The following is a 26,602-nucleotide window of genomic DNA, read 5'->3' as shown; positions in this document are numbered from 1 at the left end:
TCAGTTTACCCAGGATAAGAGATTAAATTATGAGCAACATTATTAAGCAACTTGAACAAGAGCAGATGAAGCAGGACGTACCTTCCTTCCGTCCGGGTGATACCGTGGAAGTGAAAGTATGGGTTGTTGAAGGTTCCAAAAAACGTCTGCAGGCATTCGAGGGCGTGGTTATCGCTATTCGTAACCGCGGTCTGCACTCTGCATTCACTGTTCGTAAAATTTCCAACGGCGAAGGCGTTGAGCGTGTCTTCCAGACTCACTCTCCGGTTGTTGACAGCATTGCTGTTAAACGTCGTGGTGCCGTTCGTAAAGCTAAACTGTACTACCTGCGTGAGCGTACTGGTAAGGCTGCTCGTATCAAAGAGCGTCTTAACTAAGATATCGCTCAGGCGACATCCTGTTAGAAGGGCTGGCCAGTTGGCTGGCCCTTTTTTTATCTCCGTAACATTCACAATGTTAACCTTCAGTTCATAAATCATTTACAATGTCCCGCGTTCTCTGCGGGAGGGACAGTGAATAACGGTAAATTTCGTCAGTCAGGTTTTCAGCGGCACGCGGCATGTCTCGCGTTGTTTGCGATCCTGCTGATTGTCATTGCCCCGCTAATCTCCGTTGCACTGCAAAAAGACCCGATGAGCACGATGCCGGGTATGCATCATGAGATGAGTTCGATGGCGACGCATACCGGGCATCACAGTGATTCTCCTTCCGTCCCGATGCCTGTCGATCACGGCGAAGCCTGTGGCTATTGTGTGTTACTGGCTCATGTTCCAGGGCTTATCCTGGCGATGATGATTCTGCTCTGCGGCGTTCTGCTCAGAGTGCAATGTCAACCCACTCGTCCGACGGTAAAACACTGGTATTTCTTCCCCTGGCTGTATCCTGATACGCGCGCGCCGCCGCGCAGGTCCTCACTTTCCTGTTTCTGAAAATAAGATTGACGCATAAGCGTCACGACACTCTTTTGCTTTTTCTGAGGAAAAGTATGACGACCTGCACACCGCGCGCGGCATGGATAACCCTGCTGCGACGCCTTCATTTCTATATCGGTCTGTTTGTCGGGCCATTTATCTTTGTTGCCGCACTGACCGGCACGCTATATGTGGCGACGCCGCAGCTGGAAGAGGCCATTTACGCTCAGGCACTTAACGCGACGACGCAGGGAGAGCCGCAATCGCTGGCGGCGCAGGTTGCGATCGCGCAGCAGGTGACCGGTGGGCACCTGCGCCTGCACGCCGTCCGACCCGGACTGGAACCGGGTGATACAACGCGCGTCATGTTTACTGACCCTGCGCTGGCGGCCTCTGAACATCGGGCCATTTTTATCGATCCAGTGACCCTGGCCGTTAAAGGCGACATGCCGGTGTACGGCACCAGCGGTATCCTGCCGCTGCGGCAGTGGATTGATTATGCCCACCGTTCCCTACTGTTGGGGGAGGTCGGGCGTCTCTACAGTGAACTGGCGGCATCCTGGATGTGGGTGGCGGCGCTGGGCGGTATTACGCTCTGGTCAGTAACGCGACCCCGGCGCCGGTTGAACAATTCGGTACAGAACCACCGGCGCTTGCACGTTACGCTGGGGTGGCTGCTGTTTGTCGGAATGCTGCTGTTTTCCGCTACCGGTCTGACCTGGTCGCAGTGGGCAGGCGGCAACGTGGATAAAATGCGCGCGGCGTTTGGCTGGCTGACGCCACAGCTTAACGCTCAACTTCATGGACCTCAACAACCTCATGATGAGCATGCAGATCATCATGGCGGGATGGTGATGTCTGCGACGCATGTGAATATTCGTCAGCTCGATACCGTATTACAGACCGCGCAGGCGGCGGGGCTCAATGCGCTCCGGCTGGAAATTCGCCCGCCGAAGGATGCGCAGCACGGCTGGACGGTAACGGAAATCGATCGCCGCTGGCCTACGCAGGTTGATGCCGTTGCCGTTGACCCGACGACGCTGCAGGTGACCGACCACACCCGGTTTGCCGACTTCCCGCTGATGGCGAAGCTGACGCGTTGGGGCGTCGATTTTCATATGGGTATTCTGCTGGGATTGCCGAATCAATTACTGCTGATCGGTTTTGGCGTCGGCCTTTGCCTGATGATCGTGATTGGCTATCGGCTGTGGTGGATTCGCCGCCCTGCTAGCCCATCAGCCAGTCCGGCGCAGACGCTGGTTCAAAGCTGGCTCATGCTGAGCGTTTGGGGGCGTGTGGGTGTCGGGTTGCTGGCGATTGTGCTCGGACTGGCAATGCCGGTGCTGGGGGGAAGTCTGCTGCTGTTTATGCTGGTCGACTGGCTGCGCTGGGTTTACGCGTCACGAGCGGTAATCGCGCAGTCAGCCGACTGAGGTTTAAGGCGTGCTGATGACCACGGCGACACGGCGGTTTTCAGCGCGACCTTTCGCCGACTGGTTGCTGGCGATCGGGTACTTCTTCCCTAATCCCTGAGTGGTCAGATTGGTGCGCGGAATCTTCGCGCCTTCTGACCACGCGTCCGCCACAACATTGGCGCGTTTGAGTGATAACGCCTCATTGTAGCTGTCCTCGCCGTAGTTATCGGTATGCCCATCCATACGCGCATGATTCAGACCCACTGAGGCCAGACGAGCGGCCATCGACTGGATCTGCTGTTGGCTTTCCGCACGCAGCGTGTAGTCATTCTTATCAAACAGGATGGTGTCGGAAAGCCCCAGGGACCAGTCTCCCGCGGATTCAGTAAATCCGTACGACTGCATGGCCGCTACCTGCTCAGGCGTGAATTTGCCCTGTGGAGCCTGACAGCCTGCCAGCAGTAGCGTGACAAGAATGAGTGGAGATAAAAGACGCTTAAGCATGTGTGCATTCCTTTTTTATTTAATCGAGCGCTCTGTGCGCTGATGTTTAGCCTGATACATATTGCGATCGGCCAGTTCTTGTAATTTCTCGGCGGAAGCGTGCTCCCAGGTCAGAGCGTAACCAATACTCAGCGTCATACTGACTAAATGCCCGTTATGCAGGTCAAAAGGACGATTAAACTCTTGTGACAGCGCGGCGCTGATTCGCTGGACTTCATAGTCTGAATGGACGCCGTAAAGTACGACGGCAAACTCATCCCCGCCGAGGCGATAAGGGATATGGCGGTTGCCGCCAAATTCAGCCAGCCGTCTGGCGACTTCAATCAGCACGCGATCGCCTGCGGCATGTCCCCAGGTGTCATTCACGAATTTGAAGTTATCGCCATCAAGAAACAGGAGCGCTGAGCTGCTACGAGCGGAATTGTCGTTCATCAGCGCGCTGATGCTGCTACGGAAAGCCGCCCGGTTTGCCAGCCCGGTCAGCGGATCGTGCAACGCCGTTCGCAGTAATTGTGCATTTTTGGCCTGCAAACGCAGCTGCCACTCTTCCATTTCATCCAGCAGGCTGTTGAAGTCCTGGGCAAAATTGTGGAACTCTTCAATCCGTTCTTCAGAGACGCGGCGGGAGAAATTACGGTTGGTACGCACATCGTGCACCACCTCGGTGATATTTTGCAGCGCCTCAACCACGCCACGATGCAGATGACGCGTCAGCAAAATGGCAATACCGGAGGCCAGCAGAATCGACCCGGTAAGTACCGCCAGAGAAAGCCAGATGAAGTGGCTGATTAAGCTATCGCGTGCGGTAAGTCGAACTTCACCGATAATCTCACCGCTGTGCCAGACGGGCTGAGCGACGGGTAAGGGAAAGAGCCAGTGACTAATAAAATCCCCCAGCTTATCGTCGTTCTCATGCGCGTTGTAGCGCCAGGAGGCAATGACATTCTGATTGTTGTCACGCACTTCAGCGGCGGAAAATTGTCCCTGTTGGCCGAGCGCGGCCAGCGTTTCTGCGGCGGCGGCATCGTCGGTGAATACCAGCGCAGCTTCCAGGCTGTGAGTCATTGTCGCCGCCGTGAGCTCGAGGTTCCTTTGCGCATACTGTTTTAACGTCAGTACCGAGGCCGCACATAGCAGCAGCCAGATCAGCGTCATGGTCACGATCACGCTGGTGATGTTGATGCGTCGCAACGCTCGCTTAAATGTGGGACGGGGGGTAGGGGAAAGATCCTTATCCATTTTTTTTATTCCGTGCGAGCATCAATACATCCGGATTGACTCTTACGCCACTGTGTGACAAGGAATCCAGATTAACGGCGAATCTGACATCATTATTGTTAATAATCAGGCAAAAGGCGCTACCAATAATGCATTCGGCATTCTGTTCTGCAATTAATAACAACGCCTTAGACGGATATTTATTTGTTAATTCAACCTGAGCAGTGGGAGATTCACTGCCGAAATAAACACCATCACAACGTGCAGTTAATGCTTCTTGTTCGGTGTTAATAATGACGGGTTGATAAGGCAGCGACGTATCACTGCTGTCTCCCAGTACGTTGGCGAACCGGGAAGACGAGAAAATACACAGTCTGGGCGGCCCTGAGAGGGCAGGCCAGCGCGTATAGCTGACAATGCCAGAGACCATGGTGCGAACGTTCTTCGCTGTATCAGGGATGTCATTCGCAAAAACTGGCGATCCTGCCAGTAAGAGCATTAACAGCATCAGGCGTCGGTGAGAAGCGAACATAACGATTTCCTCACCAGCATCTTTTATCAGTCATCAAAATACATCCATGTTTTGTTTAAAGCAAAATAACATTATTTTTGCGGAGCGTCATTATACCTTGTAGATTAACGTATGTGTCTTAAGCTAAATCTGACTAAATATTAATTCAGACGTATTGAGCCAGCATTTTCATCGGCACCTTGTTGCCATGCTTCACGCAACTGGCTGGCATTTTCTACGGTATCGCAACTGGCAGGGAAGGTTTTCCCCGTTACGCCTCTGGCATAGGCAAAATTTTGCTGACAGGTTTTACGTTGACCTTCTGCGTAACCTTTGAGGTATTGCGGACGATCCACCTCCGGGTCGTTAAAGCTATCGGCCAGCGTTTCATTATCTTTAACCGCAACGCCGGAAATGGCATCTTCGATACCGGCGTCATACCAGTTGGTGCTGGTCCATGTTGGCGCGTGGGTATAGGGATCGATCTGGCAGCCACTGAGCAGAAAAATGACTGCGATACTGACTCTTCTCGACATTGCTCGTTCTCCTGTTTTTTCAAAGCATAGCGGATCGTGCAATATCCATCTGTAAATTATTATGTACAATTAATTAGGCTTTTAATCGAACAAATATCGCTGTTGTAACGTAATGTTTACGTATTTTGGATTGATATCTTTACTCGTTGTGTTATCGTTACGTCATCCTCACTGAGGAAAACTATCGCAAACGAGCTAAAACAGGATCGCCATCATGCAAAAAGACGCGCTGAACAACGTACATATTACCGACGAACAGGTTCTGATGACCCCGGAACAACTTAAAGCGGAATTCCCGCTGAGCCTGGCGCAAGAGGCGCAAATCGCCCAGTCGCGCAAAACCATTTCTGACATCATTGCCGGTCGCGATCCGCGTCTGTTAGTGGTGTGTGGTCCGTGCTCCATTCACGATCCTGAAACGGCCCTGGAATATGCTCGTCGATTTAAAGCCCTTGCCGCAGAGGTCAGCGATAGCCTCTATCTGGTGATGCGCGTCTATTTTGAAAAACCCCGTACCACCGTTGGCTGGAAAGGGTTAATTAACGATCCTCATATGGATGGCTCCTTTGACGTTGAAGCCGGTCTGAAAATTGCGCGTCAGCTGCTGCTTGAACTGGTCAACATGGGACTGCCACTGGCGACGGAAGCGCTGGATCCGAACAGCCCGCAGTACCTGGGCGATCTGTTTAGCTGGTCTGCGATTGGCGCGCGTACCACGGAATCGCAAACGCACCGTGAAATGGCATCGGGTCTGTCGATGCCGGTGGGCTTCAAAAACGGCACTGACGGCAGCCTGGCGACGGCGATCAACGCCATGCGCGCGGCGGCGCAATCGCACCGTTTTGTCGGTATTAACCAGGCGGGTCAGGTTGCGCTGTTGCAAACCCAGGGGAACCCGGACGGGCATGTGATCCTGCGCGGCGGCAAAGCGCCTAACTACAGCCCGGCGGATGTCGCCCAGTGCGAAAAAGAGATGGAGCAGGCGGGACTGCGGCCGTCACTGATGGTAGATTGCAGTCATGGTAACTCCAATAAAGATTACCGTCGTCAGCCTGCCGTGGCGGAGTCGGTGGTTGCGCAAATTAAAGATGGCAACCGCTCAATTATCGGCCTGATGATTGAAAGTAATATTCACGAAGGCAACCAGTCCTCCGAGCAACCGCGCAGCGAAATGAAGTACGGCGTGTCCGTTACCGATGCCTGCATCAGTTGGGAAATGACGGACGCGTTACTGCGTGAAATTAACAAAGACTTGAACGGTCAGTTGGCGGCGCGCCAGGCTTAAGAGGTTCGTTATGGTTGCTGAGTTGACCGCATTACGCGATCAAATTGATGAAGTAGACAAGGCGTTGCTGGATTTGCTGGCGCGCCGTCTGGAACTGGTGGCTGAGGTCGGTGAAGTCAAAAGCCGCTTTGGCCTGCCGATTTACGTACCGGAGCGCGAAGCCTCGATGCTGGCTTCGCGCCGTGCCGAAGCGGAAGCGCTCGGCGTGCCGCCGGATCTGATTGAAGATGTGTTGCGCCGGGTGATGCGTGAATCCTATTCCAGTGAGAACGATAAAGGGTTTAAGACGCTGTGTCCTTCGCTGCGCCCGGTGGTGATTGTCGGCGGTGGCGGTCAGATGGGACGGTTGTTCGAGAAAATGCTCACCCTGTCGGGCTATCAGGTGCGGATCCTCGAACAGCATGACTGGGATCGCGCGCAGGAGATCGTTGCTGATGCCGGCATGGTGATCGTCAGCGTCCCGATCCATCTGACGGAATCGGTGATCGGCAAGTTACCGCCTTTGCCAGCCGACTGTATTCTGGTCGATCTGGCGTCGGTGAAAAACGGTCCCTTACAGGCAATGCTGGCGGCGCACGCTGGCCCGGTGCTCGGCCTGCACCCGATGTTTGGTCCGGACAGCGGCAGCCTGGCAAAGCAGGTGGTGGTCTGGTGCGATGGGCGTAATCCGGAAGCTTATCAGTGGTTCCTGGAGCAGATTCAGGTCTGGGGTGCGCGGCTGCACCGCATTAGCGCCGTCGAGCACGATCAAAACATGGCGTTCATTCAGGCGCTGCGTCACTTTGCGACCTTTGCCTATGGTCTGCATCTGGCAGAAGAAAACGTGCAGCTTGAACAACTGCTGGCGCTCTCTTCGCCGATCTATCGTCTTGAACTGGCGATGGTGGGGCGACTGTTTGCTCAGGACCCACAGCTTTACGCCGATATCATTATGTCGTCGGAGAGCAATCTGGCGCTGATTAAGCGCTACTACAAACGTTTTGGCGATGCGATAAGTCTGCTGGAGCAGGGGGATAAACAGGCGTTTATCGACAGCTTCCGCAAAGTGGAGCACTGGTTCGGTGACTACGCGAAGCGCTTCCAGAGCGAAAGTCGTACGCTGTTACGCCAGGCGAATGACAGTCGACAGTAATGGCAGGATTATGCCGGATGGCGACGCTAAAGCGTCTTATCCGGTCTACGCGACATAAACAGCAGGCCGGACAGGCATAGCGCCCTCCGGCCTTGTTGCACGTTAGCTCGGATCGACCGGCACCACGTTCTCACTGGGATAGCAGCCCAACACCTTCATGGAGCGAGTAATCTCGCCCAACTCCTTGAGCGCCTTCTGCATCTGCGGGGATTCCAGATTGGCCTGGACGTCGAGATAAAACATCTCTTCCCACGGATTGCCGTGTATGGGGCGGGATTCCAGCTTGGTCATGATCAGATTGTGGTTACGCATCACCAGCAGCGCTTCCACCAGCGCGCCTGCCTGTTGTCCTGTCGCCATCAGCAGCGTTGTTTTGGCTGGCACCTGGTCAGAAACATTGATCGCTTTACGCGCCAGCACGATGAAACGAGTGATATTTTGCGTCTGATTCGCCTCGATACGTTCAAGAACCTGTAAACCATGCAGCCCGCCGCCGGCTTCGCTTCCGAGCGCAGCGACATGCGGAGAGTTCGCCTGAGCGACTTTTTCCATTGCGGCGGATGTGCTTTCGGTGTACTCAATTTTCCAGTGCGGATAACGACTGAGGAACTTGCTGCATTGCTGGAACGGTTGTGGATGGCTGTACACCGTCTCAATGGTGTCGAGGTCCGTGGTACCGGAAACCAGCACGCAGTGGTCGATAGTCACCGTCATCTCGCCCACAATTGAGAGACTGGTGTGCTGGAGTAGATCGTAGACATCGTTAATCCCCCCCGAGCTGGTGTTTTCAATCGGGACGACGGCGTAATCGGCCTGGCCGGTTTCTACCTGATTAAAGATATCGGCAAACTTCGCACAACCGCTCTCAATAAACTGCTCAAAGTGGCGCGCCGCGTACTGACGTGCCGCGAGATGGGAGTAAGAGCCTTTTGGCCCCAGGAATGCCACGCGCGCAGAATGTGGGTTGATCTTATTCAGATGTTGCTGGAGCAGCGCCTGCTGGGTGAGAACGGAGTCTTCGATGATGAGTTGAAAAAGGCGAGTGATGTAGTGCGCATCCAGATGATGGGCTTTGCCAAGCGTAATCAATCTGTCCAGTAGATCGCGCTCGCGGTCGATATCCCGCACCGGGCGATGGGATTCAAGCTTGGCTTTGCCGACTTCAACCGCCAGCCCACGTCGCTCGGCCAGTAACGCCAGCAATTTTGCATCCAGTGCGCTGATTTTATCGCGCAGCGCCAGTAATGGGTTTTCCGATGTCATAGTGTTGCCTTTATTGTTATCAATAAAAAAGGCCCCCCGGTGTGGGAGGCCTTATTGTTCGTCTTCGCATTCTTTTTCACACGACGAAAGCCTCCCATTCAGGGGAAGGTAAAAAAGAATGCGAAGAAGAACGGGGTGTGTTTCATATCAGTTTCCTTAAGTGATGTCAGTAAAGTACCTGTACTGTTTTCACCCTGTCAACAAAAAACGCGCCCGAAGGCGCGTTGGCGATACACTCAATGTAAGGGACTACTCTTCTTCTGCTTCGACGAAGTTGGCGTCTTTTACTGAAGTTGTTGCACGACGGGCTTCGCCTTTGTGCTGCACTTTATTGAGCTGCCGTTCCAGCTTGTTGATCAAATCGTTAATAGCGGTATACATATCTTCGTGTTTTGCGCTGGCGACCAGATGTCCGTTCGGTGTATTGATGGTGGCATCAGCGATGAAACCCTGTGGCTCCTTGGACAGAATGATATGTGGATTAATGAGATGGGTTTGCCATTTTTCAAGTTTGGCGAGACGGTCTGCGACATGTTGGCGAATTGCCGGAGTAATTTCCATTTGTTTACTGGTAATGTTCATTGTCATAAATTTTACCTCTTGTCTTTCCCGTCTTGGTGATTCCAGCATACCGTTCCTAATGTCAAAATGTGTGATTTGAATCACATTATTTTGTCACTTTTTGTCAAGGGTACCTTTTTGTGAGTTATCGCAGGAAGAGGTGATTTTTAACTTGAGGAAAGCCAGAAAGCAGGCCATATTTGATGGGTTGCGTCACGCAAAAGTCATCAGCGCCACGACGCGAAACGGATAAAAAAACGGCAGCCTCGGAGCTGCCGTTTTTGCATCTGAAAATCGATCAGGTGTTGCTGCTGTTGGAGGCGATAATCTTCGCCACTTTGTCAGCCTGCGCCGTCATCTGCATTTCGCGATAGGCATTTTCCATCAGCGGCAGGGCATCACGCGTTGCCTGCGTATCCGGGAAATCGCGCAGCATACCTTCTACACGGTTAACCACGGCAACCCATGCACCGCGCTGGGTGTAGTAATCCGCAACGGAGTACTCATATTTCGCCAGACGATCTTTCAGGAACACCAGACGTTTGGTGGCATCGGTGGTGTACTGGCTGTTCGGATAACCGCGAACCAGTTTCGAAAAGTCATTGAACGCAGCTCGTGCATGTTGAGGGTCACGGTCGCTACGATCAACACCAAAGAACCCTTGTAATGCGCTGTCATCTAACGCCATATTGGTCAGGCCACGCATATACATGACATAATCAATGTTAGGATGAGTCGGGTTCAGGCGGATAAAGCGATCGATGGCAGCCTGAGCAAGCGGCAGATCGGCGTTTTTGTAGTAGGCGTAGATGAGATCTAACTGCACCTGCTGAGAATAAGGACCAAATGGATAGCGGTTATCCAACGCTTCCAATTGCGTTATTGCCTGTTTCCAGTTACCGTCCTGCAGCTTTTGCTGAGCAGTCGCGTAGATTTCATTAGGCGGATTATCGGGCACCTCTTCCTTTGAACCAGAGCAACCCGCCAAAAACAGGCTCAACGTGGCTGCTGCCACCAGATATTTCATGCGCGTCATGACGTTTTGACTTTCCTCAAAATGTTTTACGGGAGATTCTCTGTTCCTGCTCCCGGTTAAGACCAGCTACAATAGCACACTATATTAAACGGCAAAGCCGTAAAACCCAACGTTAAACGAAGAAGCTGTATATGGCACAACGAGTACAACTCACCGCAACGGTATCCGAAAATCAACTCGGTCAACGCTTAGATCAAGCTTTGGCCGAAATGTTCCCTGATTATTCGCGATCGCGCATAAAAGATTGGATTCTTGATCGGCGCGTGCTGGTCAACGGTAAACTTTGCGACAAACCTAAAGAAAAAGTGTTAGGCGGCGAACGAGTCGCCATCGATGCTGAAATCGATGAAGAAATCCGCTTCGAGCCTCAGGATATCCCACTGGATATCGTTTATGAAGATGATGACATCATTGTTATCAACAAGCCACGCGATCTGGTTGTTCACCCTGGCGCGGGCAACCCGGACGGCACGGTTCTGAATGCGTTACTGCATTATTATCCGCCGATTGCTGATGTTCCACGCGCAGGTATTGTCCATCGCCTGGATAAAGACACCACCGGGCTGATGGTGGTTGCGAAAACTGTCCCGGCGCAAACGCGGCTGGTGGAAGCGCTACAACTGCGTGAGATCACCCGTGAATACGAAGCGGTAGCGATCGGTCATATGACGGCTGGCGGCACGGTGGAAGAACCTATCAGCCGTCACCCAACGAAGCGTACTCATATGGCGGTGCATCCGATGGGTAAACCGGCGGTCACGCACTATCGCATCATGGAACACTTCCGTGTGCACACGCGTCTGCGCTTGCGTCTGGAGACCGGACGTACGCACCAGATCCGCGTGCATATGGCGCATATTACCCATCCGCTGGTGGGCGATCAGGTATACGGTGGCCGTCCGCGTCCGCCGAAAGGCGCGTCGGAGGCATTTATCTCGACATTGCGTAAATTCGATCGTCAGGCGCTACATGCCACCATGCTGCGTCTGTATCACCCGATTTCCGGTATCGAAATGGAATGGCATGCCCCGATCCCGCAGGATATGGTTGAACTGATTGACGCGATGCGTGCGGATTTCGAAGAGCATAAGGATGACGTGGCCTGGCTATGAGTGAGCTTATTGTCCCGCAGTGGCCCCTGCCGAACGGTGTGGCGGCCTGCAGTTCGACCCGTACCGGCGGTGTGAGTTTGCCGCCGTATAATGCTTTAAATCTGGGCGCCCACTGTGGCGATAACCCGGAGCATGTCGAAGAGAACCGTAGACGTCTGTTTGCTGCGGGCAATCTGCCTTCAAAACCGGTCTGGCTGGAACAGGTGCATGGAAAAGATGTCCTGAAGCTGACCGGCGAGCCTTACGCCTCTAAACGGGCGGATGCGTCATACAGTAATACGCCGGGTACCGTTTGTGCGGTAATGACGGCGGACTGTCTGCCCGTACTCTTTTGTAATCGGGCAGGAACGGAGGTGGCGGCAGCCCATGCGGGCTGGCGTGGATTATGTGAAGGCGTACTGGAAGAGACGGTGGCCTGCTTTGCGGATAAGCCTGAAAATATTCTTGCCTGGTTAGGCCCGGCGATTGGTCCTGCGGCGTTTGAAGTCGGACCAGAGGTGCGCGAGGCGTTTGTCGCCAAAGAGGCTAATGCGCATGAAGCCTTTGCGCCTCACGGCGAAAAATATCTGGCGAATATTTATCAGCTTGCCCGTCAGCGCCTGGCAAATGTCGGCGTTGAGCAAATTTATGGCGGCGACCGCTGTACTTTTAGTGAAAATGAGACTTTCTTCTCTTATCGTCGCGACAAGACCACGGGGCGTATGGCAAGTTTTATTTGGCTGATATAACCTAAAGAATCAAGACGATCCGGTACGTGTAATTTTCTTTTCACATAATTCAGGTCAATAACCTTGAATAATTGAGGGATGACCTCATTTAATCTCCAGTAGCAAATTTGACCTGTTATGGGAGGAGTTATGCGTCTGGATCGTCTTACTAACAAATTCCAGCTTGCTCTTGCCGATGCCCAGTCGCTCGCACTGGGGCACGACAACCAATTCATCGAACCTCTTCATTTAATGAGCGCCTTGCTGAATCAGGAAGGGGGATCGGTACGTCCTTTATTAACCTCTGCCGGTATTAATGCCGGACAGTTACGCACCGCCATCGATCAGGCGTTGAGTCGTTTACCGCAAGTGGAAGGCACCGGTGGCGACGTCCAGCCCTCTCAGGATCTGGTACGTGTACTGAATCTTTGCGACAAGCTGGCGCAAAAGCGAGGGGACAATTTTATTTCGTCAGAACTGTTCGTTCTGGCGGCGCTTGAGTCGCGTGGCACACTGCCCGATTTACTGAAATCGGCTGGCGCAACGACCGCTAATATTACTCAGGCAATTGAACAAATGCGTGGAGGTGAAAGCGTGAACGACCAGGGGGCTGAAGACCAACGTCAGGCCTTGAAAAAATACACAGTCGATCTGACCGAGCGTGCCGAACAGGGCAAACTTGACCCGGTTATCGGCCGTGATGAAGAGATCCGCCGGACCATTCAGGTTCTGCAACGTCGTACAAAAAACAACCCGGTATTAATCGGTGAGCCTGGCGTCGGTAAAACGGCGATTGTTGAAGGACTGGCACAGCGAATCATTAATGGTGAAGTCCCTGAAGGGTTAAAAGGCCGTCGCGTACTGGCGCTGGATATGGGCGCGCTGGTGGCAGGGGCAAAATACCGCGGTGAATTTGAAGAACGCTTAAAAGGTGTACTCAACGATCTCGCCAAACAGGAAGGGAATGTCATCCTGTTTATCGACGAATTGCACACCATGGTGGGCGCAGGTAAAGCGGATGGCGCAATGGATGCCGGGAACATGCTGAAACCGGCGCTGGCGCGTGGGGAACTGCACTGCGTAGGGGCGACAACGCTCGACGAGTATCGGCAGTACATCGAAAAAGATGCGGCGCTGGAACGTCGTTTCCAGAAAGTGTTCGTGGCTGAGCCGTCAGTGGAAGATACCATTGCGATACTGCGTGGTCTGAAAGAACGTTATGAACTGCATCACCATGTGCAGATTACTGACCCGGCGATCGTCGCGGCAGCCACGCTGTCTCATCGTTACATTGCCGATCGCCAGTTGCCGGATAAAGCCATCGACCTGATCGATGAAGCGGCATCCAGCATCCGTATGCAGATTGACTCTAAGCCGGAAGAGCTGGACAGACTCGACCGCCGTATTATCCAGCTCAAACTGGAGCAGCAGGCGTTGATGAAAGAGTCTGATGAGGCGAGTAAAAAACGTCTCGACATGCTCAACGAAGAGCTGGACGACAAAGAGCGTCAGTACTCTGAATTAGAAGAAGAGTGGAAAGCGGAAAAAGCGTCGCTCTCCGGAACACAAACGATCAAAGCCGAACTGGAACAGGCGAAGATTGCCATTGAACAGGCGCGTCGTGTTGGCGATCTGGCGCGGATGTCAGAACTGCAGTACGGCAAAATTCCTGAGCTGGAAAAACAGCTGGAAGCTGCGACGCAGTCGGAAGGTAAAACCATGCGTCTGTTGCGTAATAAAGTGACGGATGCGGAAATTGCCGAAGTGTTGGCGCGCTGGACCGGTATTCCGGTCGCGAGAATGCTGGAAGGCGAGCGCGAAAAACTGTTGCGTATGGAGCAAGAGTTACATAGCCGCGTGATCGGGCAGAATGAAGCGGTGGAAGCGGTATCGAATGCGATTCGTCGTAGCCGTGCGGGTCTTGCCGATCCAAACCGTCCGATTGGTTCGTTCCTGTTCCTCGGCCCAACCGGGGTCGGTAAAACCGAACTGTGTAAGGCGCTGGCAAACTTTATGTTTGACAGTGATGACGCGATGGTGCGAATCGACATGTCCGAGTTTATGGAGAAACACTCCGTATCACGTCTGGTGGGGGCGCCTCCGGGATATGTCGGTTATGAAGAGGGGGGCTACCTGACAGAAGCGGTTCGTCGTCGTCCTTATTCCGTTATTCTGCTTGATGAAGTTGAGAAAGCGCATCCTGATGTGTTCAACATTCTTCTGCAGGTACTGGATGATGGTCGTCTGACCGATGGGCAGGGGAGAACGGTCGACTTCCGTAATACGGTGGTCATTATGACCTCTAACCTGGGTTCCGACCTGATTCAGGAACGCTTCGGCGATCTCGACTACAGCCATATGAAAGACCTGGTGTTAGGTGTGGTGAGTCACAACTTCCGCCCGGAATTCATCAACCGTATAGATGAGGTTGTGGTATTCCATCCGTTGGGTGAACAACACATCGCGTCTATTGCACAGATCCAACTGCAGCGTCTGTACAAACGTCTGGAAGAGCGTGGCTATGAAATCCACATCTCCGATGAAGCGCTGAAACTGCTGAGCGCAAATGGTTATGATCCGGTGTATGGGGCGCGTCCGTTGAAACGTGCAATCCAGCAGCAGATCGAAAACCCGCTGGCGCAGCAAATCCTGTCTGGTGAGTTAATTCCAGGCAAAACGATTCGTCTTGAAGTAAACGACGATCGGATTGTCGCAGTACAGTAATGCTTGATGAAATAATAAATGGGCTCTTCGGAGCCCATTTTTGTTTAAAAACCAGGCTAAAATGACGGTTTATAGGGTGATTTGCCTGGAAAGTGAGCGGTTGATAAGTTTTTTGTATTTTTGACTTGTCAGCCCGAAATAACTCCCTATAATGCGCCTCCACTGACACGGAACAACGGCACGCAAGCCGCCGGGTCAGCGGGCTTCAGAGATGAACGCCCACAGAGAAAAGCGAAATAAATGCTTGACTCTGAAGCGGGAAAGCGTATTATGCACACCCCGCGCCGCTGAGAAAAAGCGAAGCGGCACTGCTCTTTAACAATTTATCAGACAATCTGTGTGGGCACTCAGAGTGACATGGATTCTTAACGTCGCAAGACGAAAAATGAATACCAAGTCTCAAAGAGTGAACACGTAATTCATTACGACGTTTAATTCTAAGAGCATCAAACTTAAATTGAAGAGTTTGATCATGGCTCAGATTGAACGCTGGCGGCAGGCCTAACACATGCAAGTCGAACGGTAACAGGAAGCAGCTTGCTGCTTCGCTGACGAGTGGCGGACGGGTGAGTAATGTCTGGGAAACTGCCCGATGGAGGGGGATAACTACTGGAAACGGTAGCTAATACCGCATAACGTCGCAAGACCAAAGAGGGGGACCTTCGGGCCTCTTGCCATCAGATGTGCCCAGATGGGATTAGCTTGTTGGTGAGGTAACGGCTCACCAAGGCGACGATCCCTAGCTGGTCTGAGAGGATGACCAGCCACACTGGAACTGAGACACGGTCCAGACTCCTACGGGAGGCAGCAGTGGGGAATATTGCACAATGGGCGCAAGCCTGATGCAGCCATGCCGCGTGTATGAAGAAGGCCTTCGGGTTGTAAAGTACTTTCAGCGGGGAGGAAGGGGTTAAGGTTAATAACCTTAGCCATTGACGTTACCCGCAGAAGAAGCACCGGCTAACTCCGTGCCAGCAGCCGCGGTAATACGGAGGGTGCAAGCGTTAATCGGAATTACTGGGCGTAAAGCGCACGCAGGCGGTCTGTCAAGTCGGATGTGAAATCCCCGGGCTCAACCTGGGAACTGCATTCGAAACTGGCAGGCTTGAGTCTCGTAGAGGGGGGTAGAATTCCAGGTGTAGCGGTGAAATGCGTAGAGATCTGGAGGAATACCGGTGGCGAAGGCGGCCCCCTGGACGAAGACTGACGCTCAGGTGCGAAAGCGTGGGGAGCAAACAGGATTAGATACCCTGGTAGTCCACGCCGTAAACGATGTCTATTTGGAGGTTGTGCCCTTGAGGCGTGGCTTCCGGAGCTAACGCGTTAAATAGACCGCCTGGGGAGTACGGCCGCAAGGTTAAAACTCAAATGAATTGACGGGGGCCCGCACAAGCGGTGGAGCATGTGGTTTAATTCGATGCAACGCGAAGAACCTTACCTGGTCTTGACATCCACAGAAGTTTTCAGAGATGAGAACGTGCCTTCGGGAACTGTGAGACAGGTGCTGCATGGCTGTCGTCAGCTCGTGTTGTGAAATGTTGGGTTAAGTCCCGCAACGAGCGCAACCCTTATCCTTTGTTGCCAGCGGTCCGGCCGGGAACTCAAAGGAGACTGCCAGTGATAAACTGGAGGAAGGTGGGGATGACGTCAAGTCATCATGGCCCTTACGACCAGGGCTACACACGTGCTACAATGGCATATACAAAGAGAAGCGACCTCGCGAGAGCAAGCGGACCTCATAAAGTATGTCGTAGTCCGGATTGGAGTCTGCAACTCGACTCCATGAAGTCGGAATCGCTAGTAATCGTGGATCAGAATGCCACGGTGAATACGTTCCCGGGCCTTGTACACACCGCCCGTCACACCATGGGAGTGGGTTGCAAAAGAAGTAGGTAGCTTAACCTTCGGGAGGGCGCTTACCACTTTGTGATTCATGACTGGGGTGAAGTCGTAACAAGGTAACCGTAGGGGAACCTGCGGTTGGATCACCTCCTTACCTTAAAGAACCTGCCTTTGCAGTGCCCACACAGATTGTCTGATGAAAAGTGAATAGCAAGGCGTCTTGCCGAAGCAGACTTCAGTGTCCCCTTCGTCTAGAGGCCCAGGACACCGCCCTTTCACGGCGGTAACAGGGGTTCGAATCCCCTAGGGGACGCCACTTGCTGGTTTGTGTGAGTGAAAGTCGCCGGCCCCTGTATCTCAAAACTGACTCAGCGAGTCATGTTTGAGATATTTGCTCTTTAAAAATCTGGATCAAGCTGAAAATTGAAACGACACATCTTTATTGGTGTGTTCGAGTCTCTCAAATTTTCGCAATCACGATGATGAATCGAAAGAAACATCTTCGGGTTGTGAGGTTAAGCGACTAAGCGTACACGGTGGATGCCCTGGCAGTCAGAGGCGATGAAGGACGTGCTAATCTGCGAAAAGCGCCGGTAAGGTGATATGAACCGTTATAACCGGCGATGTCCGAATGGGGAAACCCAGTGCAATTCGTTGCACTATCGTTAACTGAATACATAGGTTAACGAGGCGAACCGGGGGAACTGAAACATCTAAGTACCCCGAGGAAAAGAAATCAACCGAGATTCCCCCAGTAGCGGCGAGCGAACGGGGAGCAGCCCAGAGCCTGAATCAGCATGTGTGGTAGTGGAACGGTCTGGAAAGACCGGCGATACAGGGTGACAGCCCCGTACACAAAACCGCATGTGTTGTGAGCTCGATGAGTAGGGCGGGACACGTGGTATCCTGTCTGAATATGGGGGGACCATCCTCCAAGGCTAAATACTCCTGACTGACCGATAGTGAACCAGTACCGTGAGGGAAAGGCGAAAAGAACCCCGGCGAGGGGAGTGAAAAAGAACCTGAAACCGTGTACGTACAAGCAGTGGGAGCCTCTTTTATGGGGTGACTGCGTACCTTTTGTATAATGGGTCAGCGACTTATATTCTGTAGCAAGGTTAACCGAATAGGGGAGCCGAAGGGAAACCGAGTCTTAACTGGGCGTTAAGTTGCAGGGTATAGACCCGAAACCCGGTGATCTAGCCATGGGCAGGTTGAAGGTTGGGTAACACTAACTGGAGGACCGAACCGACTAATGTTGAAAAATTAGCGGATGACTTGTGGCTGGGGGTGAAAGGCCAATCAAACCGGGAGATAGCTGGTTCTCCCCGAAAGCTATTTAGGTAGCGCCTCGTGAATTCATCTCCGGGGGTAGAGCACTGTTTCGGCTAGGGGGTCATCCCGACTTACCAACCCGATGCAAACTGCGAATACCGGAGAATGTTATCACGGGAGACACACGGCGGGTGCTAACGTCCGTCGTGAAGAGGGAAACAACCCAGACCGCCAGCTAAGGTCCCAAAGTCATGGTTAAGTGGGAAACGATGTGGGAAGGCTCAGACAGCCAGGATGTTGGCTTAGAAGCAGCCATCATTTAAAGAAAGCGTAATAGCTCACTGGTCGAGTCGGCCTGCGCGGAAGATGTAACGGGGCTAAACCATGCACCGAAGCTGCGGCAGCGACACTATGTGTTGTTGGGTAGGGGAGCGTTCTGTAAGCCTGTGAAGGTGTGCTGTGAGGCATGCTGGAGGTATCAGAAGTGCGAATGCTGACATAAGTAACGATAAAGCGGGTGAAAAGCCCGCTCGCCGGAAGACCAAGGGTTCCTGTCCAACGTTAATCGGGGCAGGGTGAGTCGACCCCTAAGGCGAGGCCGAAAGGCGTAGTCGATGGGAAACAGGTTAATATTCCTGTACCAGGTGTTACTGCGAAGGGGGGACGGAGAAGGCTATGTTGGCCGGGCGACGGTTGTCCCGGTTTAAGCGTGTAGGTGTGTGTTCCAGGTAAATCCGGTTCACTTTAACACTGAGGCGTGATGACGAGGCACTACGGTGCTGAAGCAACAAATGCCCTGCTTCCAGGAAAAGCCTCTAAGCATCAGGTAACATCAGATCGTACCCCAAACCGACACAGGTGGTCAGGTAGAGAATACCAAGGCGCTTGAGAGAACTCGGGTGAAGGAACTAGGCAAAATGGTGCCGTAACTTCGGGAGAAGGCACGCTGATAGGTAGGTGAAGCGACTTGCTCGTGGAGCTGAAATCAGTCGAAGATACCAGCTGGCTGCAACTGTTTATTAAAAACACAGCACTGTGCAAACACGAAAGTGGACGTATACGGTGTGACGCCTGCCCGGTGCCGGAAGGTTAATTGATGGGGTTATCCTCGCGGAGAAGCTCTTGATCGAAGCCCCGGTAAACGGCGGCCGTAACTATAACGGTCCTAAGGTAGCGAAATTCCTTGTCGGGTAAGTTCCGACCTGCACGAATGGCGTAATGATGGCCAGGCTGTCTCCACCCGAGACTCAGTGAAATTGAACTCGCTGTGAAGATGCAGTGTACCCGCGGCAAGACGGAAAGACCCCGTGAACCTTTACTATAGCTTGACACTGAACACTGGTCCTTGATGTGTAGGATAGGTGGGAGGCTTTGAAGCGCGGACGCCAGTTCGTGTGGAGCCAACCTTGAAATACCACCCTTTAATGGCTGGTGTTCTAACGTGGACCCGTGATCCGGGTTGCGGACAGTGTCTGGTGGGTAGTTTGACTGGGGCGGTCTCCTCCTAAAGAGTAACGGAGGAGCACGAAGGTTAGCTAATCCTGGTCGGACATCAGGAGGTTAGTGCAAAGGCATAAGCTAGCTTGACTGCGAGCGTGACGGCGCGAGCAGGTGCGAAAGCAGGTCTTAGTGATCCGGTGGTTCTGAATGGAAGGGCCATCGCTCAACGGATAAAAGGTACTCCGGGGATAACAGGCTGATACCGCCCAAGAGTTCATATCGACGGCGGTGTTTGGCACCTCGATGTCGGCTCATCACATCCTGGGGCTGAAGTAGGTCCCAAGGGTATGGCTGTTCGCCATTTAAAGTGGTACGCGAGCTGGGTTTAGAACGTCGTGAGACAGTTCGGTCCCTATCTGCCGTGGGCGCTGGAGAATTGAGGGGGGCTGCTCCTAGTACGAGAGGACCGGAGTGGACGCATCACTGGTGTTCGGGTTGTCATGCCAATGGCACTGCCCGGTAGCTAAATGCGGAAGAGATAAGTGCTGAAAGCATCTAAGCACGAAACTTGCCCCGAGATGAGTTCTCCCTGACTCTTTAAGAGTCCTGAAGGAACGTTGAAGACGACGACGTTGATAGGCCGGGTGTGTAAGCGCAGCGATGCGTTGAGCTAACCGGTACTAATGAACCGTGAGGCTTAACCTTACAACGCCGAAGATGTTTTGGCGGAATAGAGAGATTTTTCAGCTTGATACCGGATTGTAGTACGCAATAATTTTCGCAGCTGATGCGATAAAATATTGCGTACTGAGCACAAAAGAATTTGCCTGGCGGCTGTAGCGCGGTGGTCCCACCTGACCCCATGCCGAACTCAGAAGTGAAACGCCGTAGCGCCGATGGTAGTGTGGGGTCTCCCCATGCGAGAGTAGGGAACTGCCAGGCATCAAATAAGTGAAGAAGCCCATCCTGACGGATGGGCTTTTTTGCGTCTGTAGTAAGCCTGTGGCAGGTGCTGATAAGCGCAGCGCCTCAGGCAGACTATCGCACCACTGCCGGATGGCGGCTTCGCCTTATCCGGCCTACAGTCAGTACAAGGCCCTGTGGTTAACGGATACGGCAGTCCAGGATCGTCGACCTCTGCGCGCCCCGTTACCCTGAATCCCATCATCTAGTGCCTGCGCTTACTCCTAAATTCTTTCCCTGCTAATTAAAACCGCGATCGCTGTCACATAATAATATATAACAATTATATAACATTTCGTTTACTAAAAAAGACAGCAAACACAACCGACAAGCACAATCGGATCTTTGGCAGGAGTACAACTTTAATGACTGAAAGCAGTGTAACTGCGAACGGATCACTGACTGACAGTGATACCCGTCGTCGCATATGGGCAATTGTAGGCGCGTCATCCGGAAATCTGGTTGAATGGTTTGATTTCTATGTCTACTCGTTTTGCTCGCTCTATTTTGCCCACATCTTCTTTCCTTCCGGAAACACGACAACGCAACTACTACAAACCGCAGGCGTTTTTGCAGCTGGGTTTTTAATGCGTCCTATTGGCGGCTGGCTATTCGGCCGTATCGCCGATAAACATGGTCGTAAAAAATCCATGCTTTTGTCCGTTTGCATGATGTGTCTGGGATCGCTGGTGATCGCCTGCCTGCCGGGTTATGAAACCATTGGAACCTGGGCTCCGGCGCTGTTACTGCTGGCGCGTTTGTTCCAGGGGTTATCTGTTGGTGGGGAGTATGGCACCAGCGCGACCTACATGAGTGAAGTTGCCGTCGAAGGTCGTAAAGGATTTTACGCCTCTTTCCAGTACGTCACACTTATCGGTGGTCAGCTTTTGGCGCTGCTGGTTGTGGTTGTCTTACAGCAGACTATGGAAGATTCTGCACTCAGAGAGTGGGGCTGGCGTATTCCCTTCGCGTTAGGCGCGGTACTGGCGGTTGTGGCGCTCTGGTTGCGTCGTCAGTTGGATGAAACGTCAAAGCAGGAAACGCGTGCGCTGAAGGAGGCCGGATCGCTGAAAGGGTTATGGCGCAACCGTAGAGCGTTCATCATGGTGCTCGGGTTCACGGCGGCGGGATCGCTGTGCTTCTATACCTTCACCACCTATATGCAAAAGTATCTGGTGAACACCGCAGGTATGCATGCCAATGTGGCAAGCGGTATTATGACAGCGGCGTTATTTGTTTATATGCTCGTGCAACCGCTGTTTGGTGCGTTGTCAGATAAAATTGGCCGACGTACCTCCATGTTGTGCTTTGGTGCACTGGCAACCCTGTTTACTGTACCCATTTTGACCGCGCTTCAGAATGTGACTTCGCCGTACGCAGCATTTGGTCTGGTGATGTGCGCGCTGCTGATCGTCAGTTTCTACACCTCGATCAGCGGTATATTGAAAGCTGAAATGTTTCCGGCACAGGTTCGTGCATTGGGCGTTGGGCTTTCTTATGCTGTGGCGAATGCTCTGTTTGGCGGTTCGGCGGAATATGTGGCGCTGTCGCTGAAGTCTGTCGGTATGGAGACGTCGTTCTTCTGGTATGTCACCGTGATGTCGATCGTCGCATTTCTGGTTTCGCTGACGCTGCATCGCAAAGGGAAAGGTCTGCGCCTCTAGTAATGCGCCATTTGCCAGAGGGTATAGCCGGTCGTTGCACCGGCGACATCCCAGGCAAAGTCTTTCCAGCTCCAGCCGCTCCCTGCGGGGCGGCTATCCCAAAGCTCCTTTGACGCCCCCAGACTGACCGAGAACATAAATCCGATCATCGCACTGCGATCGCGGCCCATTCCCTGATGTTGCGCGTACTCATTACCTGCGGCTGAGAGCATCGCGGAAGCAATAAAGTGCTGTGCTTTGTCCTGCCCACTCCAGCTGTCCTGCGCCATATGGCTACAGCCTGACAGAATAAAAGCGCTCAGAAGAAAAATAACGCGCACCATGCCCCCATAGAAAAAACCCCGTTCAGGACGGGGTTTCACTTACAGAATACGGCTTATCAGCCTGTCGATTCGAATACGACGTAATCGACGGATCAGTTTGCGAACTTTTACCGGGTAATCGGCAATGCTCTGCAAGTCACGATAGTGCTTAACGACCGTGGTATGCGTACGAATTAGCGCCAGCTCTTTCTCGCGCTGCGCAGCCAGCTCTTGCTTAGGATCGTGGATCAGAATCGCATTTTCCAGATCCAGACGCCAGGCGCGCGGGTTGAGGTTGTTCCCGGTCAGCAGCATCCACTTGTCATCGATCCACATCCCTTTGAGATGGTAGGTATTGTCGTCATCTTTCCACAAGCGGACGACCAGTTGATCGGTATTGACGTAATACTGCAAACGGCTCAGGAAGCGACGCAGGTTAATCTCATAGAGATAGGGCAGTGCGCCGATTATCTTAAATGGCTCATTTTCCGGGATATAAAAATCGTTGGCGGTTTTATCCCCCACAATGATCTCAACCTTCTTCCCTTCGCGCAGCAGTTGAATGATGTTGCGGACAAGAATTGCTGGCAGGTTGAAATAGGGGGTGCAAATCGTGAGCTTATGCTCCGCACAGGGCATAAGGTGGAAAATGGTTTTGTTCAGCAGGCTGGATTTCCCCAGACCAACCAATGGCGTCACGGACAACTGTTCATTATCGGCATCGCCCTGGAAGTGATAAGCCGCGTCACGAAGCTCCTGGCGGTATAAACGAATGTCGTTTTTAATCTCCGGGCTTTTCGGACGCTGGGTATTATCCAGACGATTTACGCCACGACCATTCATCAGGTTATGGGTCACCCACTCGAACATGATGTCAGCCATTCTGGCGTTGCGGATTAACTGATAACGGTCATAGCGATATTTATCGTGCTGATGCAGATAGACATCGTTCAGACTGGCGCCGCTGTACAGGACGCTATCATCGATGATAAAGCCTTTAAAGTGCAGAACGCCGAGGGCTTCGCGAGTATTGATAGGCACACCGTATACCGGAACATCGACACCCGGATTTTCATGCGCCATTCGGCAATACCAGTCAGCGTTGGTATTGGATGCTGCCGCGCCAATACGTCCACGCTGCGCACGATGCCAGTCGACGAGTACCCGAACATCCAGTTCAGGACGCTGCCGTTTCGCCTCGTAAAGCGCGCTAAGAATGCCTTTGCCACCGTCATCCTGTTCCAGATACAGGGCAATAATGCAAATGCGCTGCTTCGCGCTGGCTATCTTTTCCAGCAGGGTCTCCCTGAACCTGGCGGGAGCATAAAAGAAATCGACATCATCAACTGATTGAGAAATCTTAGGTAGTTGGGCAAGGTGTTGTTGATGTTTATTACGCTTAAATTTTGACAACATCACAGTGCATTTCTTCTCTGTTCATTGAAGGGTCCTCTGTGCTATGCAGACGACATAAGCGGGCAATGATAACACCGTCCCCGTTAAAGTGGTCAACATTTCCAGTACCTTACTCACGATTCCTCGGGCGGAGCCAGATCCAGCGACAGCCCGACGATTCCCTCTTCGAGCTGGATATCCACGCTAAACCCAAGCTTACGCGCCAGCGCGACCATGCCACGATTATTTGGCATCGTAATACCATTCAGCCTTCTCAGTCCGTGATCTCGTGTATAGGTAATCAATTTTTCCAGCAATCGACGACCTAGCCCTAACCCTTTGAGATCGGAACGAACCAGTACGGCAAATTCAGCATCAATATTATCCGGGTCGGAGATCGCTCGCGTCACACCAAGGATCTCTTCCGTTCGTTCAACGCGCCTCACCGCAACAAACGCCATTTCCCGATCGTAGTCGATCTGCGTCATGTTGGCTAAATCTTCATGAGTAAATTCATTGATCTCGCTGAAATAGCGGTAATAAAGATCTTCTTTGGTGACCTGGGAAATAAACTGCTGAAGCTGGGGTTCATCTTCAGGCAGGATAGGACGGAACAGACATTGCTCGCCATTTTTCATCTCCACCCACTCTTCCAGTTGATGTGGATAGGGGCGAACGGCGAGACGACTTTCGTTATCGCCCTCGAATGGGGCGATATCCAGCGTGACATCCAGGGCGGTGAACTCACCGGCGGAGGCCAGCAGTGGGTGAATATCCAGACGCTGGATCTCCGGGCAGTCGACAATCAGGTTTGAGACCTGAACCAACAACTGACTTAACCCCGCGACATCCAACGGGCGCAGTGCACTGCGGCCACGGATCTTTTTATTCTTGATCGCCTGAATCACTAAATAGCGCGCCAGGTTCATGTTCAGCGGCGGTAACGCCACCACGGCCTGCTCTTCAGGCCGCCACTCAACGCCGCCTTCACCCAACATGATCAATGGGCCAAATACGGGATCGTGCTCAACCACCACGCGCAGTTCCTGCGCTCCCGCACGGTTCGCCATACTCTGCACCAGCAGACCGTGGATCCGCGCCTGCGGCCATGTCATTTTCACACGATCAATAATTGCATTGGCCGCCTGCTGAACTTCATTTGCCGTGCGCAGGTAGAGCATTACGCCCTGAACTTCAGATTTGTGCGGGATGTCCGGTGAACGCAGCTTCAGCGCGACCGGGTAGCCAATCTGTTCTGCGATGTGGACGGCTTCGATGCTGTCGCCGGCAATCCAGGTCGGGAGCGTATGTAAGCCATAAGCCTGCAGGATCGGCTGAACCTCATGGGTATCGAGTGAGGTCGCCCCATCGGCAATCGCCTGCTGAAGCAGTTCATGCGCCTGGGCCGTGTTGGAGGTCAGATTGCTGGGCAGGGCTGGCGTTTCACGCAGCTGTTTCTGGTTGCGTCGGTACTCGACCATATGCATAAACGCGGTGATCGTCCCTTCCGGAGTGCGGTAGGTAGGGAGCCCGGCTTCACTGAACAGTCTGCGGGCTTCCTGAGAGGAAAACTCTCCACACCAGTTGGTCAATAGCGAGACAAATTTGCCACGTGGATGATGCTTAACGGCATCAATCAGCGCCTGAGCACACTCGGTGGCGGGGGCGGCGGCACTGGGGGAGTGAATCACCATCAGTGCGTCAAAGTCCTGGCTGGCGAGCAGAATATCCAGCGTCCGGGTGTAATGCTCAATGCTGGCATCGTCACGCAGATCCAGCGGGTTGGCGATCTCGACATGGGCAGGCAGAGCATCGCGCAGTTTCTGGCTGGTCTCCTCACTCAGCATGGCCAGCTTGCCATTGCGGGACCAGAGTTGATCAAGCGCCAGCGCCGCAGGCGCGGCACCGTTGCTGATGATCATCAGCCTGTCACCGCGCAGAGGGCGCATGTGACTGAGCGTTTCCACTGCGGAAAAGAGCTCATGGGTATCTTTCACACGCAGCAAACCGGCTCGCTGGATGGCGGCATCCCAGGCGGGATCCATTCCGGCGCTGGTATGCAATAACCGCTGCGCTGCCGGGCTGCGACCGCTCTTAATGACCAGAATGGGTTTGTTGCGCGCGGCGCTACGGGCGGCGGATACAAAGTGTCGGGCATCGCTGAGATGTTCGAGATAAAGCAAAATGGCGCTGGTTTTGCTGTCACGCGCCAGATAATCCAGCAACTCATCGACATCAATATCCAGGCTGTCGCCGAGCGCAATAAAATAGGAAAACCCCATTTCCCGCTGCTGTGCCCAGTCGAGAATGGTGTTGGAAACCGCAGCGGACTGAGAAATAAACGCCAGTTTGCCGCGTTTAATCGGGACCGGCGAAAAGCTGGCATTCAACCCCTGCCAGGGCGCCAGCAGGCCAAGACTGTTAGGGCCGAGCAGACGCATGTTGTAGCGTTGCGCGCAGGCCAGCAGTTCTGCATGTTGCGCGCCAGGGGCCGAGAGAATAATGCAGGTTTTACAGCCTTTTTCCCCAAGCGCTTCCAGCAAGGCCAGATTGCGGCTGGCATTGGTACACAACACGGCAAGGTCGGGGGTGAAGGGCAGACTGGCAATATCGGGCCAGGCCAGGACGCCCAGAACGGCTTTCCAGGCGGGGGTTACCGGCAAAACGGGACCGTTAAATCCTCCCGCCAGCAGATTGCGCATCATCAGATATCCCGCCCGATTGGGCTTCATCGATGCCCCGACCACCGCGATCGATTTTGGTCGCAGAAGCGCTTCCAGTCCTCGCTGACTCATACCGGTTTCCC

General features: G+C 53.2%; 20 protein-coding genes, 1 tRNA gene, 3 rRNA genes and 1 other annotated feature. Of the genes, 13 read left to right on the top strand and 11 right to left on the bottom strand.

The features are described 5' to 3' along the window. Positions 1-29: 29 nt before the first annotated feature. The 3 genes from rplS (at position 30) to AL479_RS03140 (ending at position 2,344) form a co-directional block, all read left to right on the top strand. Complete coding sequence (gene rplS, locus AL479_RS03150) at positions 30-377, top strand: 50S ribosomal protein L19 (RefSeq protein WP_012134695.1); 348 nt, start codon at positions 30-32, stop codon at positions 375-377. Between the two features lie 135 nt (positions 378-512). After that, the gene (locus AL479_RS03145; RefSeq protein ID WP_061075017.1) at positions 513-929 is read left to right on the top strand and encodes a DUF2946 domain-containing protein; all 417 of its coding nucleotides are present in this window, start codon (positions 513-515) and stop codon (positions 927-929) included. A gap of 56 nt (positions 930-985) precedes the next feature. Next, positions 986-2,344, top strand: coding sequence for a PepSY-associated TM helix domain-containing protein (locus tag AL479_RS03140; protein WP_061075016.1), 1,359 nt, complete (start codon positions 986-988; stop codon positions 2,342-2,344). Between the two features lie 3 nt (positions 2,345-2,347). On the opposite strand, the gene AL479_RS03135 is transcribed toward AL479_RS03140, so the two are convergent. From AL479_RS03135 to AL479_RS03120, 4 genes are all read right to left on the bottom strand, one after another. Beyond that, positions 2,348-2,830 carry an OmpA family protein gene (locus AL479_RS03135; protein WP_061075015.1) on the bottom strand — a complete coding sequence of 161 codons (483 nt, stop codon included), beginning with the start codon at positions 2,828-2,830 and terminating at the stop codon, positions 2,348-2,350. A 15-nt stretch (positions 2,831-2,845) separates the two neighbouring features. Continuing rightward, complete coding sequence (gene dgcN / locus AL479_RS03130; protein WP_061075014.1) at positions 2,846-4,069, bottom strand: diguanylate cyclase DgcN; 1,224 nt, start codon at positions 4,067-4,069, stop codon at positions 2,846-2,848. Beyond that, positions 4,062-4,580: a YfiR family protein gene (locus tag AL479_RS03125; protein WP_061075013.1), complete on the bottom strand. Its 519-nt coding sequence runs from the start codon at positions 4,578-4,580 to the stop codon at positions 4,062-4,064. The genes dgcN and AL479_RS03125 overlap by 8 nt, the downstream gene beginning before the upstream one ends. A 140-nt stretch (positions 4,581-4,720) precedes the next feature. Then, a complete protein-coding gene (locus AL479_RS03120) occupies positions 4,721-5,095 on the bottom strand; it encodes a DUF2799 domain-containing protein (protein WP_061075012.1) in 375 nt (124 codons plus the stop codon). A 214-nt stretch (positions 5,096-5,309) separates the two neighbouring features. Between AL479_RS03120 and aroF the strand changes: the two genes are divergently transcribed. Together aroF and tyrA are read left to right on the top strand one after the other, a co-directional pair. Beyond that, complete coding sequence (gene aroF, locus AL479_RS03115) at positions 5,310-6,380, top strand: 3-deoxy-7-phosphoheptulonate synthase AroF (RefSeq protein WP_042325901.1); 1,071 nt, start codon at positions 5,310-5,312, stop codon at positions 6,378-6,380. Between the two features lie 10 nt (positions 6,381-6,390). After that, entirely contained in the window at positions 6,391-7,512 is a 1,122-nt protein-coding gene (gene tyrA / locus AL479_RS03110; protein WP_061075011.1) for a bifunctional chorismate mutase/prephenate dehydrogenase, read from the top strand. A 102-nt stretch (positions 7,513-7,614) separates the two neighbouring features. Here tyrA and pheA read toward each other — a convergent pair whose 3' ends face one another. The 4 genes from pheA to bamD form a co-directional block, all read right to left on the bottom strand. After that, a complete protein-coding gene (gene pheA / locus AL479_RS03105) occupies positions 7,615-8,775 on the bottom strand; it encodes a bifunctional chorismate mutase/prephenate dehydratase (RefSeq protein ID WP_061075010.1) in 1,161 nt (386 codons plus the stop codon). Positions 8,776-8,797: 22 nt separating this feature from the next. Beyond that, positions 8,798-8,922: a sequence feature (Phe leader region), on the bottom strand. Beyond that, positions 8,874-8,921, bottom strand: a complete 48-nt coding sequence (pheL, locus tag AL479_RS03100; RefSeq protein WP_001386991.1) for a pheA operon leader peptide PheL — start codon at positions 8,919-8,921, stop codon at positions 8,874-8,876. Its footprint overlaps the feature before it by 48 nt. Before the next feature lie 102 nt (positions 8,923-9,024). Further along, positions 9,025-9,363, bottom strand: a complete 339-nt coding sequence (gene raiA / locus AL479_RS03095) for a ribosome-associated translation inhibitor RaiA (RefSeq protein ID WP_003031244.1) — start codon at positions 9,361-9,363, stop codon at positions 9,025-9,027. Between the two features lie 271 nt (positions 9,364-9,634). Then, positions 9,635-10,372 (bottom strand): outer membrane protein assembly factor BamD, encoded by a 738-nt coding sequence (gene bamD / locus AL479_RS03090; protein ID WP_046485364.1) that lies wholly within the window; start codon positions 10,370-10,372, stop codon positions 9,635-9,637. Between the two features lie 131 nt (positions 10,373-10,503). Here bamD and rluD point away from each other — a divergent pair, with 131 nt between their 5' ends. The 8 genes from rluD to AL479_RS03040 all read left to right on the top strand — a co-directional run bounded on the left by rluD (position 10,504) and on the right by AL479_RS03040 (position 22,099). After that, positions 10,504-11,484, top strand: coding sequence for a 23S rRNA pseudouridine(1911/1915/1917) synthase RluD (gene rluD / locus AL479_RS03080; protein WP_042999700.1), 981 nt, complete (start codon positions 10,504-10,506; stop codon positions 11,482-11,484). After that, entirely contained in the window at positions 11,481-12,212 is a 732-nt protein-coding gene (gene yfiH, locus AL479_RS03075; protein WP_061075009.1) for a purine nucleoside phosphorylase YfiH, read from the top strand. Before rluD ends, yfiH begins: the two co-directional genes overlap by 4 nt. Before the next feature lie 129 nt (positions 12,213-12,341). After that, the gene (clpB, locus tag AL479_RS03070) at positions 12,342-14,915 is read left to right on the top strand and encodes an ATP-dependent chaperone ClpB (protein ID WP_061075008.1); all 2,574 of its coding nucleotides are present in this window, start codon (positions 12,342-12,344) and stop codon (positions 14,913-14,915) included. A gap of 454 nt (positions 14,916-15,369) precedes the next feature. Beyond that, a 16S ribosomal RNA gene (locus AL479_RS03065) occupies positions 15,370-16,911 on the top strand. 86 nt (positions 16,912-16,997) lie between these two features. Further along, positions 16,998-17,073, top strand: a tRNA-Glu gene (locus tag AL479_RS03060). A gap of 197 nt (positions 17,074-17,270) precedes the next feature. Next, a 23S ribosomal RNA gene (locus tag AL479_RS03055) occupies positions 17,271-20,177 on the top strand. Positions 20,178-20,298: 121 nt separating this feature from the next. Next, positions 20,299-20,414, top strand: a 5S ribosomal RNA gene (rrf, locus tag AL479_RS03050). Together the 16S, 23S and 5S rRNA genes with 1 tRNA gene alongside form the textbook arrangement of a ribosomal RNA operon. Positions 20,415-20,800: 386 nt before the next feature. Continuing rightward, positions 20,801-22,099 carry an MFS transporter gene (locus tag AL479_RS03040; RefSeq protein WP_046485356.1) on the top strand — a complete coding sequence of 433 codons (1,299 nt, stop codon included), beginning with the start codon at positions 20,801-20,803 and terminating at the stop codon, positions 22,097-22,099. On the opposite strand, the gene AL479_RS03035 is transcribed toward AL479_RS03040, so the two are convergent. The 3 genes from AL479_RS03035 to AL479_RS03025 all read right to left on the bottom strand — a co-directional run bounded on the left by AL479_RS03035 (position 22,096) and on the right by AL479_RS03025 (position 26,591). Then, a complete protein-coding gene (locus AL479_RS03035; protein WP_071887578.1) occupies positions 22,096-22,422 on the bottom strand; it encodes a YfiM family lipoprotein in 327 nt (108 codons plus the stop codon). The genes AL479_RS03040 and AL479_RS03035 overlap by 4 nt on opposite strands. Positions 22,423-22,461: 39 nt before the next feature. Next, positions 22,462-23,817 carry a CDP-diacylglycerol--serine O-phosphatidyltransferase gene (gene pssA, locus AL479_RS03030; protein WP_061075007.1) on the bottom strand — a complete coding sequence of 452 codons (1,356 nt, stop codon included), beginning with the start codon at positions 23,815-23,817 and terminating at the stop codon, positions 22,462-22,464. A 113-nt stretch (positions 23,818-23,930) separates the two neighbouring features. Then, the gene (locus AL479_RS03025) at positions 23,931-26,591 is read right to left on the bottom strand and encodes a bifunctional acetate--CoA ligase family protein/GNAT family N-acetyltransferase (RefSeq protein WP_061075006.1); all 2,661 of its coding nucleotides are present in this window, start codon (positions 26,589-26,591) and stop codon (positions 23,931-23,933) included. Positions 26,592-26,602: the final 11 nt, after the last annotated feature.

Origin of the sequence: Citrobacter amalonaticus, from assembly GCF_001559075.2 — a bacterium.
GTDB classification, from domain to species: Bacteria; Pseudomonadota; Gammaproteobacteria; order Enterobacterales; family Enterobacteriaceae; genus Citrobacter_A; species Citrobacter_A amalonaticus_F.
Note: the sequence above shows the minus strand (reverse complement) of the source record. Positions and strands in the feature narration are given on the sequence as shown.